Origin of the sequence: Povalibacter sp., assembly GCF_036735925.1 — a bacterium.
GTDB lineage: Bacteria > Pseudomonadota > Gammaproteobacteria > Steroidobacterales > Steroidobacteraceae > Steroidobacter.
Window position 1 is genome coordinate 1 of sequence record NZ_DAINNK010000112.1, and the last position, 11,712, is coordinate 11,712.

Below are 11,712 nucleotides of genomic sequence, written 5' to 3' on the forward strand. Positions count from 1 at the left end.
GTGATCGGCCGATGCGTGGCGGGCGCCCGCAGTACCGCAGGCCGCACCGCGCTCGTGGATGCAAACGTCGCGACGAGCATGCCCAGTGCGCCCCAGATCGCAAACTTCGTGTAGCCGTCCCGATTCAGCAGGCCAAGCTCGTATTCCGGCGTGCTCGCCAGGAACACGTAGTAGCCGAGCCAGACATTCAGCAGGCCGAACAGCCACGCGAAAATGTTGCGGAAGTTCTGCAGGCTCGTGCGCTCGGCGAAATCCTCCGTCAGCTCGACGACGAGCGACTGGTGAGGCAGCCAGAACAGGCTCATCGATACGCGCGTCGCCGCCGCGAAGAACACCACCCAGGCGAACAGCACCGCCTGGCTCGCGTCGAGCGGCGGATGGAACACGCAGAAGAAGCAGATGGCGAGCGGGATGCCCGAGGCATACATGAACGGCAGGCGCCGGCCGAGCTTCGAGCGCAGGCCATCCGACCAGGTGCCGATCACGGGATCGGCGATCGCATCGACCAGCAGCGTGACGAAGAGCGCGACACCGCACAGCACCGTACTGAGCCCGACGACCTGCTGATAGAAGAACAGCAGGAAGACATTGAAGGTGTTGTTCTTGATGCCTTCCGCGCCCAGGCCCACGCCGTAGCCGAACTTGGTGAAGGTGCTGACTCTGTTGCCTGCGTCGGTCATGCTTTTTTCTCTGTGTCTGTCCGGATTTTTCTGTTGCCTGCGAGCAGGGGAGGGGGCGGTCGCTACATCGCGCTCATCCCGCCATCCACCGCATAGAACGCGCCGGTCACGTACTTCGCATCGTCCGAGGCGAGAAACGCCACGACGGCGGCCACTTCTTCCGGCGCGCCGAAACGTCGCGCGGGCAATTGCGCTTCGAAATTCTTGCGCAGTTGCTGCGCCGCGCCGGGGTCGGCGAGGTCCAGGAAGTCGCTCATCATGCGCGACTCGATGGCGCCAGGCGTCACGCAGTTCACGCGGACGCCTTTCTCCGACCATTCGATCGCTGCCGAGCGCGTCATGCCGACGACCGCATGCTTGCTCGCGACATAGGCCACCTGGCCTGCCGAGCCCTTGATGCCGCAGATGCTCGACGTATTGATGATGCTGCCGCCACCCTGTTCGGCCATGACCGGAATGACGTACTTCATGCCGAGAAAAACGCCATTCAGATTGACGTTGATGATGGTGTTGAATTCTTCGAACGGCAGCTCGGGGATGAAGCGATACGCACCGTGTGCGCCGCCTTCGATGCCGGCGTTGTTGAAGAAGACGTGGATGGCGCCGAACTCGCGCCGTGCCTGCTCGACGTACTGGCGCACTGCCGACTCGTCGGTGACGTCGGCTTCGAGCGCGAGAAACTGCGTGTCGCCGGGCAGCTTCGTCGCCAGCGTCTGCAGCGCCGCCTTGTTGCGATCGACGGCGACGATATGCGCACCGCGCGCGGCCATGAGTCGTGCGGTCGCAGTGCCGATGACGCCGCCGGCACCGGTGATGAGCGCGACTTTGTCGTCGAGCCTGATGTTGTCTTTCATGTAAATCCCCCGTTCTGTCCTTGCCCCGCGAAGCGGGGAAGGACGCATGATTCAATCGTATTTCCCGTCAGCCCGCCGGCAGATGCAGCAGGTCGCTCAGGGTTTCCCCACCGTCCACCGGGATCAGCGCGCCGTGTATGAACCGGGACTCGTCCGATGCCAGGAACAGCGCGAGATCGGCGACATCATTGATCTCACCCCAGCGACCGAGCGGTATGACGTTGCGCACGGCGTCGCCGAATACCGGATCGTCGACGGCGGCCCGCGACATGGACGTCTTCACGTACGTCGGACAGATCGCGTTGGCCCGGATCTGATGCTTCGCATACTCGACGGCCACGCATTGCGTCAGCATGGCCTGTGCGGCCTTGGCCATGTTGTACGGCGCCTGCCCCTCGTGTGCGCGCAGCCCGGCGGTCGACACGATGTTGATGATGTTGCCGCCGCCGCCTTGCCTGAGGAACGCCTTCACGGCTTCCTGGCATCCGAACCACGCACCCTTGACCAGCACGGACCAGCAGGCGTTGACGTCGTCTTCGGTCATCTCGTGAATGCGGACGCCGCCGCGATAGACGCCGGCATTGTTCACCATGATGTCCAGGCGCCCGTAACGTTCGGTCGCGGCGGCGACCAGCGCTGCGACGTCGCCTTGTCGGGTGACGTCGCACTTGACGAACGTGGCATCGCCGCCCGATTCGCCGATCAGCGCGGCCGTCGTCAGCTCAGGCCGCTCGTCGAAATTGCCTGCCGCCGTTTCTTCCTGCAGATCGCCGATGACGATGCGTGCGCCGTGGCGCGCGAACAGGACGGCCATGCCGCGGCCGAAGCCCGTGCTCGCCGCGGTGATGACGGCGACTTTTCCGGAGAGTCGTTGACTCATGGTCGTTCTCGCGCTGCAGCCATTGCCGATGCGTGTTGCCGCGCGCGCCTCTCAAGGCGATGATCGCAACGCTCCGCCCCCATTCGAGAGAGTATTGGATGAGTCACACAAAAGCAGCCGCCGGCTACGTCATGAACCAGACCATGCTGCGCATCAAGGACCCGCAGCGCTCGGTCGCCTTCTATCAGGACGTGCTGGGCATGACCCTGCTGGATCGCTACGACTTCCCGGCGATGAAGTTCTCCCTGTACTTCATGGGTTATCCGCAAGGTCCGGTTCCCGCCGATCCGGCCGAGCGCGCCCAATGGGTGTTCGAACAGCCGGCGCTCATCGAGCTGACCCACAACTGGGGTACCGAGTCCGATCCCAACGCCGCGTATCACAACGGTAATTCCGATCCGCGAGGCTTCGGGCACATCGGCATTTCAGTCCCTGACGTGCACGCTGCATGCAAGCGCTTCGAGAGTCTTGGCGTCGAATTCGTCAAGCGTCCCGACGACGGCTCGATGAAAGGTCTCGCGTTCATCAAAGACCCCGATAACTACTGGATCGAGATTCTGTCCGGGCACGGGCTGCGCGACATCATCATGGCGCATGCAACTCGCGGCACGTGAGATATGAAAAATACGAATCTCGGATAGCGATCAAGTGGCAGCAATGCCGTTGTCGCGCATGCGCGCCAGCTCTTCCCATCCGAAGTAGCCCGTGAACGCCTCGTCCGAAAAGATCAGCAGCGGACCGAGGCAGATGAACAGGTACTCCGTGTCTTCGAGCGCCTTGGTCTCGCCGTGCAACATGCCATTGGGTTCGTAGACGTAGTCGCCGGCGTTCAGAATGCCGTCGCGCACCTGCAGCTTTCCCTTGAGGACGAAGGTGTGCGAGCCGCTCAAATGCTTGTGCTGGCCGGCGACGAAGCCTTTTTTCCAGCGAAACAGCACGGCCCATTGTCCCGACTCGTTGCCGAGGTAAAGAATCTTCAGCGATGCGCCCGGCTCGTACTCGATCCACTGTCCGTCGGTCGCTTTGACCAGCGCATCCTGAATCTCGCTGTTGAGGGGTTTGATTTCTTGAGGCAGCGCCATGACGCATTCTCCTGTGTTGAGGGTTCAATGCGTCGCCATTAGATCGCGGCGACCGCCGAGCGTCCACCCGGTCAGCCGCGGCAGCTCGCGCCGTGTCGTGATGCCGAACGACGTTGCTGCGAGGTCCGCCGTGCGGGATGCGAACGCGCGCGTTTCGGTATCGACCGCAGCGTCGATATCAATCCGGAAAAATTTTCATCGACCGGGGCGCCGCAGCCGTTCCGGATGAGCTATATAGGTTTGGGCTGAGGGGGATCCGAACGCTCATATCGAATATCGCAAGACCGTCCGGTCATTGCGGCGATCCCCGCAGCGACAACGAGGGGAATTCATGCAAGCAGAAATCCGGCGTCGGCCGCCCTATGTCTTTGCCGCGATCCTCGTGGTGATCGCAGCTGCCTACCTGTACGGCGGCATCAAGCTCATCGCGGTCGGCGGATCGTTCTACTACGCGCTGGCCGGTGCGACGATCGCCTGGTGCGCGCAGCTGCTGTTCAAGCGCAATCGACTGGCTTCGCGCGTTTACGGCGGCTTTCTCGTCGCCACGCTGCTGTGGGCGTTCTGGGAAGTCGGCGCGAACGCCTGGGCGTTGATGCCGCGCGTGCTGTTTCCGTTCGTCGTCGGTCTCTGGTTCCTGACGCCGTGGCTCCGCCGCAGTCTGTATTCGCAGGTGACGCCGCCGCCCCTGTTCGGCAATCCCAGGCTCGTCGGCACCGTTGCCGTCGTCGCAGTGGCGATCATCGCCGGGCTCGCCTGGTCTGCACGGACGCCGGTACGCGCGATGCCGCAACGCGCTGTCGCGACGACGCCGGCGCCGGCCGATGCGTCGATTCCCGACGGTGAATGGCCGCAGTACGGACGCACGACGCATGCCACGCGCTATGCGCGTCTCGATCAGATCACGCCGCAGAACGTCGGCAAGCTCGAAAAACTCTGGCACAAGCGCACGAACCGGCCGAACGTGTTCAAGGCGACGCCGATTCAGGTCGGCGACCTGCTGTACATCTGCACCGCGTTCAACTTCGTGCAGGCGCTCGATGCGGAGTCCGGCGATCTCGTCTGGGAATTCGACTCGAAGAGCACCGCGTCCGACCGCGGCTTCACGTACAACTGCCGCGGCGTGAGCTATTTCAAGACGCCGCCCGAACACACGGGCGATTGTCCCGAGCGCATCATCATGGGCACGACCGACGCCCGCGTGTTCGCGCTGGACGCGAAGACCGGTGCGCGCTGCCAGAGCTTCGGCAACGACGGCGAGATCAGCCTGCTGCCCGGCATGGGCGAGGTGAAACCCGGCTTCTACTACGTGACGTCGCCGCTCACGATTGCGCGCGGACTCGCGATCGTCGGCGGCTGGGTCATGGACAACGTCGAAGTGAACGAGCCTTCCGGCGTCATTCGCGCCTTCGACGCGACGACCGGCAAGTTCGTGTGGGCCTGGGACATGGGCCGTCCCGGCGTGAACACCGAACCGCCGGAAGGGGAGTGGTACACGCGCGGCACGCCGAACATGTGGAGCATGTCGAGCTACGACGACAATCTCGGTCTCGTCTACGTGCCGCTCGGCAACGCGACGCCCGACTACTTCGGCGCCCATCGCACGCCCGAGATGGAGAAATACACGAGCGCGCTCGTGGCGCTGGACGTCACGAACGGTGACGTGCGCTGGTCGTTCCAGACCGTCCATCACGACATCTGGGACTACGACGTGCCTTCGCAGCCGGCGCTCGTGGACCTTCCGCAGAATGATGGCAGCGTGATTCCCGCGGTGGCGCAGGCGACGAAGCGCGGCGAGATCTTCCTGCTCGACCGCCGCGACGGCAAACCGATCGCCGATGTGGAAGAGCGGCCGGTGCCGCAAGGGGCGGTGCCGGAGGATTTCACGGCGCCGACGCAGCCGTTCTCGGTCGGGATGCCGCACTTCCGCGACGACTGGTCCGAGGCGACGATGTGGGGCATCACGCCCTTCGACCAGATGTGGTGTCGCATCGAATTCAAAAAGCTGCGTTACGAAGGTCATTTCACGCCACCTTCGACCCAGGGCACGCTGCAGTTCCCGGGCAATGCGGGTGGTTTCAACTGGGGCAGCGTCGCGATCGACGAAGACCGGCAACTGCTCGTCGCGCATCCGCTGATCATGGGCAATCGCCTGCAGCTGCATCCGCGCGCGGAGATCAAGGAAGGCATGCGCGTGAGTTCGCAGACGGGAACACCCTACGGCATGACGACGGTACCGTTTCTGTCGCCGCTCAACGTGCCCTGCAATCAGCCTCCGTATGGCCGGCTCGCGGTCATCGACCTGCAGACGCGCGAGCTGCTGTGGAATCGTTCCATCGGCACGACGAACGAGATCGGCCCGTGGGGCACGCGCTTTCGCATCCCGCTGCCGATGGGGGTGCCGCTGCAGGCCGGCGCCGTCGTCACGAAGGGCGGCCTGATCTTCATCGGCGGCACGATGGATCGCTATTTCCGTGCGTTCGATGTCACGACGGGCGAGGAGTTGTGGCGCGACTATCTGCCGGCGAGCGCCCAGGCATCGCCGATGACTTATGTGTCGCCGAAGACGAAGCGTCAGATCGTCGTCATCACGGTTCCGAACGAGCAGCGCGCGTTCGGACGTCGCGCCGCCGGTACGCCGACGGGGCCGACAGATTCGGCGGGCGGGCACATCATTGCCTACGCGTTGCCGAGCGAGTGACGTCGCCGCCGGTACATGGCCGCACGTCGCGACAAGGGACTTTTTTCTTCGGGAGGATCAGAGAGTGGTGGAACGACAGATACGCCTCGACTACGTGTGCCTCAACGTGCCTGACGTCGAACGCGCGTGCGGCTTCTACGTCGATCTGCTCGGCATGAGCCGGCAAGGATTCATCGATCTCGGCAACGGCGTCACCGAGACGCTGCTCGGCTACGCGCCCGTGGGCAAGGAGCCGGGCGCGGGAATCCTCCTCATGCACGATGCCAAGCGCGACAAGCCCTATGAGCGCGGCAGTGCATTCAGCCGCATCCTCTTCAATGTCACGGACATCGCGGGGATGATCGAGAAGCTGCAGGCGGCCGGTGTCCGTATCGTCACGCCGCCCACGGTGGCCGAATCCCAGAACCTGGTGTACGCGCTCGTGAAGGATCCGGACGGATTTCTGGTCGAACTGCTCGAGCTGCGGCGGCGCTGAATCGCGCCGCAGTCCTTACCTTGGCAGTTCCTGCGAGAACTGCGCCGGACGCGGATTGATCGAGCCGTGCGTCGTGCCTTCGATCATGCCGAGCGTGTGCCAGACCTGGAATCCAAGCAGCGCGAGCAAGGCGGGCGATGCCTGTGCGAGCACCTCCGGCGAGGTCGATAGCGAGAAGTTCTCCTGCTGGCGCAGGAACGCGCGGCAGTAGTAGGTGAACATCGCGTAGCGCGACTCGCCCGTCACGTTCGCGCCGGTGCCGTGCCACAAACGTCCATCGAAGATCAGCGCGGTGCCGGCGGGGCCCGTGGCAGCGACCGTCGTCAACGGCTCATCGGCACGGGGAAGTCGTCCCCAGCGATGACTGCCCGGGATCACGCGGGTCGCGCCGTTCTCCTCGGTGAAATCGACGAGCATCCAGGCGACGTCGCAAACCATCGGATAGGGCGTTTCCACCGGGATGTAGTTCTGGTCGGAGTGGATCGCCATGGGCCTGCCGCCCTGGCGTGCGATGTTCGCGGTCATCGACGACAGCAGGATGTCCGGTCCCAGCACGTGCCGCACGAGATCGAGCATGCGGCCCGACGTGGCGACGCGGCGAAAGATCTCGCCCTTGTTGATCAGATTCCAGACCCGCTGATTCGGCGCACCCGCGGTGGGGCCGGTGGGGCTCGCGCCATCGTGATAGGAGCATCCTGCCGCCTTTTCCGCGTCCGCCTGCTCCGACAGACGCGCGCGGGCCGACTGCAGCTCTTCGGGCGACAGCGCGTCGGCGAGGCGCGCGAGCCCATACTCGTCGAGATGGCGTTTCGCTTCGTCCGGATCGCGGGTAAGGGGCGGCAGCTGCAACGTACTGTTCATGACAGGAACCTCGGGTAACGCAGCTTCACTCGTACACCTTTGCGAGTGCCTGGTCGAGCGTCGTCGCGAATTTTTCCGGCTGGTCGAACATGACGAAGTGACGGGCCGGCGACACGGACAACACCTCGAGCTTTTCGACGCCGCTGAGCAGCATGCGGTAGTAGTGAGTCTTCATGGCCTCGTCGACATTCATCGCGGCGAAGTCCGGGGCATGGAAGGGCGAGATCTCGACCACGGGCACCTTGATCGAGGCGAGCTTCGGGCGCAGGTCCAGCAGCAGTAGCTGGGCTGCGAAGTCGGCCACGGCTTTCGGATCGCTGCGGCTGGAGAGTTCGGCGATCTTCGTCGCCGTCGCTTCGTCGATCGCGCCTACGTGCTTCATGTAGATCTGCTGGTACGCGACGAACTGTTCGGGCGTCTGACTTTCGAGTTGCGCACGTGCGCCCTGGGCGAGGACGCTGCGATCCGGGCCGATATGCTCGGTACCGGGGAAAACCGGCAGTCCATCGACAGCGATGACGCCGGCAATCAGGCCGGAATGTTCGGTCGCGAAGGCCATGCCCAGTGTGCCGCCCATGCTGTGCCCGATGAGCACGGGTCGTTCGAGATGCCTGTCGCCGATGAGCTTGCGCAGATCCTGTGCGAGAGAGTCGAGCGTGGTGCCGGCAATCGCCGGACGTCCGTCGAAGCCCGGCACCGACACCACGTACACCGTGTACGTCCTGGCGAGGCGTTCGGCATCGCTCTGCCACGCCCAAGTGCCGCTCGCGAGGCCAGGGATGAAAATCAGCGGCGGGCCTTTCGTGCTCCGTTGTTCGACGCGCAAGGCGCCGGAGTCGAAGGACGCTACGGCGGACTCCTCGCTGGCGGAGAGTGCCGGCGTGAAGAAGGCGAGGGCGCAGGCGACGCCCGCAAGAATCGCGGCTCTCATGGGTTACTCCGTCAGAAAGATTTTTTCGATCGGCTTGCCGAACAGCTTCGCGATGGCGAAGGCGAGCGGCAGGCTGGGGTCGTAGCGTCCCGTCTCTATTGCGTTGATGGTCTGGCGCGAGACTTCCAGCCTGTCGGCCAGATCGCCCTGACTCCAGCCGCGGGCGGCGCGCAGATCGCGCACCAGGTTTTTCATCGCGACACCAGGCAACGCCACACCGTCGCCAGCATCCACGTTGCGCCCATCACGCCCCACACCCAGAACATGCTGAGCTTCGGGAAGCCCGCCGATTCGAGGAAGCCATAGGTCATGGCGAGGCCGGCGGTCACGGCGCCGGCAACGGCGAAACTCTCGAGACTGCGCAGACGCATGAACTCGTCCATGCGCTGGAAATGCCGGGCAATGGCCCACACGGCAAGCATCACGGGGATGACAGGGATGATCAGCAGCGCAGTGCGCAAGGTGCCGGGATCCATGGACTTGGCGAGACGGAGGGAGACGAACAGAGCGCCCAGATAGATCGCCAGGCTGGCGCCCAGTTCGAGGCGGTATTTGCGGGTGGCTTCCTGTTCGAGCATTGCGGTTCTCCGTGCGGGGGTCTGTAAAGCGTCCTTTACAGGGTACTCGCGAAGAACCGCTTGTCAAGGTTCCTTTACATCGAATCTGGAGAACTTCGCTCGGCAGCGATCGATCGTTGGCTCATCGGGCGGCGGGGCGGCTACGATGCCCTTCGTTTGCAGAGCGCCAGCACCGCTCATGACTCTCTGTGTGATGCGGCTCACCACGCGATCATGGAGCTCCCTGGATGAAGTTTCTGCCTCTCATCTGGTCTGGTCTCATACGCAAGCCTGTTCGATCCGTGCTGACCCTGCTCTCCGTGATGGTGGCCTTCATCCTGTTTGGACTGCTGCAAGGCATAAACGCCGGCTTCCATGCGGCCGTCGAGGCAGCGCAACTGGACCGACTGTTCAGTGAGCCGCGGGTCCCCGGCGGCAACCCGATGCCGGTGTCGGCTGCCGAGAAGATCCTCGCAGTTCCTGGCGTAGCAGGCGCGGCCGGGCGCACGGTGTTCCTGGGCTACTACCAGAATCCGCGAAACCGCATGTTCGCATTGGCTACTTCGGTGGAGAGCTATCTCGCCGTACGCCGGGACTATGCGATGGCGCCGCAGTATGTCGCCGCCATGAAGAACAATCGGGCGGGTATCGCCATGACACCGGCGTTGCGCGATCGCCTGCAACTCAAGCTCGGCGACAAAGTGCCTCTCCATTCGGCGATTGCCCGCAAGGATGGCAATCCGGTGTGGACGTTCGAGCTGGTTGCGATCCTCGATGACGTCGATCGCCCGGGCCAGAAGTCGATGGCGCTGGTGAACTACGATTACTTCGACGAAACGCGGCTGCTCAACAGCGACACGTTCGACGTCATCATCGTCCAGATCGCGGATCCCACCCGGTCGGTGCAGGTGGCCAGGCTGATCGATGCTTTGTTCGCCAACTCGCCGGCAGAGACGCGCACCTACAGTGAACAGCAGGAGGCCGAAGTAGCCCTCCAGCGATTCGGCGATTTCCAGTTCTTCACCAATGCGATCTGTGGCGCTGTGTTCTTCGCATTGCTGTTCATCACCGCCAACACGATGATCCAGTCGGGACGGGAGCGGGTGCCGGAGTTCGCTGTCCTGAAAACCCTGGGATTCTCCAACGTCGGTGTGCTCTCGATCGTTGTGGCCGAGGCAACGCTGCTGTGCGGAGTTGCGGCGGTCCTGGGATTGGGAATCGCCGCCGTGCTCTTTCCTCGGCTCAAGAGCTTCATCGGATTGCAGCACTTCCATTGGCAGGTGGCGGCCGCAGGAATGGGTGTAGCCGTGATTCTGGCGCTGATCAGCGCCGCGCTACCGGCAATGCGAGCCCGGCGACTGCGCATCGTGGAGGCGCTACGTCGATGAGCACTGCAGTTCGACAGATTGCCGCGCTTACTGCCGTCAGCCTGCTGGGCATGCGGCAGCGTCTCGGTTCCATCCTCGCGGTCATCATCGGCATGACTGGTGTGGTTGCGGTTCTCATATCCGTCCTTGCGCTTTCCGCGGGCTTCACTCGCACGGTTGCTGGAACCGTTCGCGACGACCGCTTGGTCGTTCTCAGCAGTGGGAGCGATTCGCAGGCAAGCAGCAACCTGTCGCGCGAGGCGGTCAATACCATCTTCGACAGTCCGGGGATCCGGCGGGATTCCAGCGGTCATCCCATCGCATCTGCCGAGAAGGTTCTGACCGCAGTTGTTGCGAGTAGAAGCGACGGCAAGGATGCGTATATCGCCGTGCGGGGAGTCGGGCCACGAAGTTCAGCATTGAGACCGGAAATCAAGCTCGTTGCGGGACGCTGGTTCAGGCCGGCAGTGCATGAGGTCGCGGTGGGACTCACAGCGCAGAAGCGCTTCGCGGGACTGGCAATCGGCAATCGCATCGTGCTGCGTGACGGCGAATGGACCGTGGTCGGCACGTTTGAAAGCGAGGGCAGCTCCGACGAATCGGGACTGCTCGCGGACGCGGAAACGCTGATTGCCGCGTATCAATCGAACGGCTTCTCAACCGTGGTGGCGCAGCTGAAGAGCCCCGATGAGTTTCGGCATTTCAAAGACGCGCTGACCAGCAACCCGATGCTCGAAGTCGACGTTCTGCGAGAAGCTGACTATGTCGCAGTGACGTCCCGTTCCATGCATCGACTGCTCAATCTGATCGCTTACTTCATCGGGACGATCATGGCCATCGGCGCGCTCGTCGGCGCTCTCAATACGATGTACTCCGCCGTCATCGATCGTTCGACCGAAATCGCGACATTGCGTGCGCTCGGATTCCTGCCGGGCGCAGTGGCCACGGCCGTCGTGCTGGAAGCGCTGCTGCTGGCGCTACTGGGCGCCGGCGCAGGAGTGATGCTGGCTTACAGTCTGTTCGATGGCAGCTCGGTCAACACGATCAGCAGCGCCATGGGCGGGTCGCAGGTCGTCTATCAGCTCGCGATCACTGGTGATCTGGTCGCGATCAGTGTCGTCGTCGCGTCCGTTGTCGGACTTGCCGGCGGGCTGCTGCCGGCCGTTCGCGCAGCCCGGATGCCGATCGTCAGCGCCTTGAGGGCGGACTGACGTCGGCTTGCCGTGCGTTGCAGGTCACGGCCATGTGGCCGTGACCTGCGGGTCTGCGATACCCGCTCAGCACGGCAGGAACGTGAACGCGAGCGTCCCCATGACGAACCAGATGG

The 11,712-nt window shown here is 63.6% G+C and carries 13 protein-coding genes; 5 read left to right on the forward strand and 8 right to left on the reverse strand.

Going from position 1 to position 11,712, the window contains the following annotated elements:
• From V7D81_RS21470 to V7D81_RS21480, 3 genes are all read right to left on the reverse strand, one after another.
• The coding region (locus tag V7D81_RS21470; protein ID WP_324320153.1) for an MFS transporter at positions 1-680 on the reverse strand (680 nt) is incomplete at its 3' end.
• 62 nt (positions 681-742) lie between these two features.
• On the reverse strand, positions 743-1,534 hold the full coding sequence (locus V7D81_RS21475; protein WP_324320155.1) for an SDR family NAD(P)-dependent oxidoreductase: 792 nt from the start codon (positions 1,532-1,534) through the stop codon (positions 743-745).
• A gap of 67 nt (positions 1,535-1,601) precedes the next feature.
• Positions 1,602-2,414: an SDR family NAD(P)-dependent oxidoreductase gene (locus V7D81_RS21480; RefSeq protein ID WP_324320157.1), complete on the reverse strand. Its 813-nt coding sequence runs from the start codon at positions 2,412-2,414 to the stop codon at positions 1,602-1,604.
• A gap of 98 nt (positions 2,415-2,512) precedes the next feature.
• On the opposite strand from V7D81_RS21480, the gene gloA reads away from it, so the two are divergent.
• On the forward strand, positions 2,513-3,028 hold the full coding sequence (gene gloA / locus V7D81_RS21485; protein ID WP_324320159.1) for a lactoylglutathione lyase: 516 nt from the start codon (positions 2,513-2,515) through the stop codon (positions 3,026-3,028).
• 30 nt (positions 3,029-3,058) lie between these two features.
• On the opposite strand, the gene V7D81_RS21490 is transcribed toward gloA, so the two are convergent.
• Entirely contained in the window at positions 3,059-3,496 is a 438-nt protein-coding gene (locus V7D81_RS21490) for a cupin domain-containing protein (protein WP_324320161.1), read from the reverse strand.
• A gap of 331 nt (positions 3,497-3,827) precedes the next feature.
• Here V7D81_RS21490 and V7D81_RS21495 point away from each other — a divergent pair, with 331 nt between their 5' ends.
• Together V7D81_RS21495 and V7D81_RS21500 are read left to right on the forward strand one after the other, a co-directional pair.
• Complete coding sequence (locus tag V7D81_RS21495; RefSeq protein ID WP_324320163.1) at positions 3,828-6,194, forward strand: membrane-bound PQQ-dependent dehydrogenase, glucose/quinate/shikimate family; 2,367 nt, start codon at positions 3,828-3,830, stop codon at positions 6,192-6,194.
• Positions 6,195-6,261: 67 nt separating this feature from the next.
• Positions 6,262-6,669, forward strand: coding sequence for a VOC family protein (locus V7D81_RS21500; protein ID WP_324320164.1), 408 nt, complete (start codon positions 6,262-6,264; stop codon positions 6,667-6,669).
• 15 nt (positions 6,670-6,684) lie between these two features.
• Here the strand turns inward: V7D81_RS21500 and V7D81_RS21505 are convergent, their stop codons facing one another.
• The 4 genes from V7D81_RS21505 to V7D81_RS21520 are packed head-to-tail and all read right to left on the reverse strand — an operon-like array spanning position 6,685 to position 9,039.
• Positions 6,685-7,530 (reverse strand): phytanoyl-CoA dioxygenase family protein, encoded by an 846-nt coding sequence (locus tag V7D81_RS21505; protein ID WP_324320166.1) that lies wholly within the window; start codon positions 7,528-7,530, stop codon positions 6,685-6,687.
• Positions 7,531-7,555: 25 nt separating this feature from the next.
• Positions 7,556-8,461 (reverse strand): alpha/beta fold hydrolase, encoded by a 906-nt coding sequence (locus V7D81_RS21510; RefSeq protein ID WP_324320169.1) that lies wholly within the window; start codon positions 8,459-8,461, stop codon positions 7,556-7,558.
• Positions 8,462-8,464: 3 nt separating this feature from the next.
• Positions 8,465-8,656, reverse strand: a complete 192-nt coding sequence (locus V7D81_RS21515; RefSeq protein WP_324320171.1) for a helix-turn-helix transcriptional regulator — start codon at positions 8,654-8,656, stop codon at positions 8,465-8,467.
• The gene (locus V7D81_RS21520) at positions 8,653-9,039 is read right to left on the reverse strand and encodes a hypothetical protein (RefSeq protein ID WP_324320173.1); all 387 of its coding nucleotides are present in this window, start codon (positions 9,037-9,039) and stop codon (positions 8,653-8,655) included. Before V7D81_RS21520 ends, V7D81_RS21515 begins: the two co-directional genes overlap by 4 nt.
• Before the next feature lie 227 nt (positions 9,040-9,266).
• Between V7D81_RS21520 and V7D81_RS21525 the strand changes: the two genes are divergently transcribed.
• Together V7D81_RS21525 and V7D81_RS21530 are read left to right on the forward strand one after the other, a co-directional pair.
• The gene (locus V7D81_RS21525; RefSeq protein ID WP_324320175.1) at positions 9,267-10,406 is read left to right on the forward strand and encodes an ABC transporter permease; all 1,140 of its coding nucleotides are present in this window, start codon (positions 9,267-9,269) and stop codon (positions 10,404-10,406) included.
• A gap of 50 nt (positions 10,407-10,456) precedes the next feature.
• Complete coding sequence (locus V7D81_RS21530) at positions 10,457-11,596, forward strand: ABC transporter permease (RefSeq protein ID WP_324320177.1); 1,140 nt, start codon at positions 10,457-10,459, stop codon at positions 11,594-11,596.
• The last annotated feature ends 116 nt before the right edge of the window (positions 11,597-11,712 follow it).

Bases quoted from the DNA above. Each gene is read 5' to 3' on its own strand.
- V7D81_RS21475 (WP_324320155.1), bottom strand. From the start codon at position 1,534: ATGAAAGACAACATCAGGCTCGACGACAAAGTCGCGCTCATCACCGGT.
- V7D81_RS21480 (WP_324320157.1), bottom strand. From the start codon at position 2,414: ATGAGTCAACGACTCTCCGGAAAAGTCGCCGTCATCACCGCGGCGAGC.
- gloA (WP_324320159.1), top strand. From the start codon at position 2,513: ATGAGTCACACAAAAGCAGCCGCCGGCTACGTCATGAACCAGACCATG.
- V7D81_RS21490 (WP_324320161.1), bottom strand. From the start codon at position 3,496: ATGGCGCTGCCTCAAGAAATCAAACCCCTCAACAGCGAGATTCAGGAT.
- V7D81_RS21495 (WP_324320163.1), top strand. From the start codon at position 3,828: ATGCAAGCAGAAATCCGGCGTCGGCCGCCCTATGTCTTTGCCGCGATC.
- V7D81_RS21505 (WP_324320166.1), bottom strand. From the start codon at position 7,530: ATGAACAGTACGTTGCAGCTGCCGCCCCTTACCCGCGATCCGGACGAA.
- V7D81_RS21510 (WP_324320169.1), bottom strand. From the start codon at position 8,461: ATGAGAGCCGCGATTCTTGCGGGCGTCGCCTGCGCCCTCGCCTTCTTC.
- V7D81_RS21515 (WP_324320171.1), bottom strand. From the start codon at position 8,656: ATGAAAAACCTGGTGCGCGATCTGCGCGCCGCCCGCGGCTGGAGTCAG.
- V7D81_RS21520 (WP_324320173.1), bottom strand. From the start codon at position 9,039: ATGCTCGAACAGGAAGCCACCCGCAAATACCGCCTCGAACTGGGCGCC.
- V7D81_RS21525 (WP_324320175.1), top strand. From the start codon at position 9,267: ATGAAGTTTCTGCCTCTCATCTGGTCTGGTCTCATACGCAAGCCTGTT.
- V7D81_RS21530 (WP_324320177.1), top strand. From the start codon at position 10,457: ATGCGGCAGCGTCTCGGTTCCATCCTCGCGGTCATCATCGGCATGACT.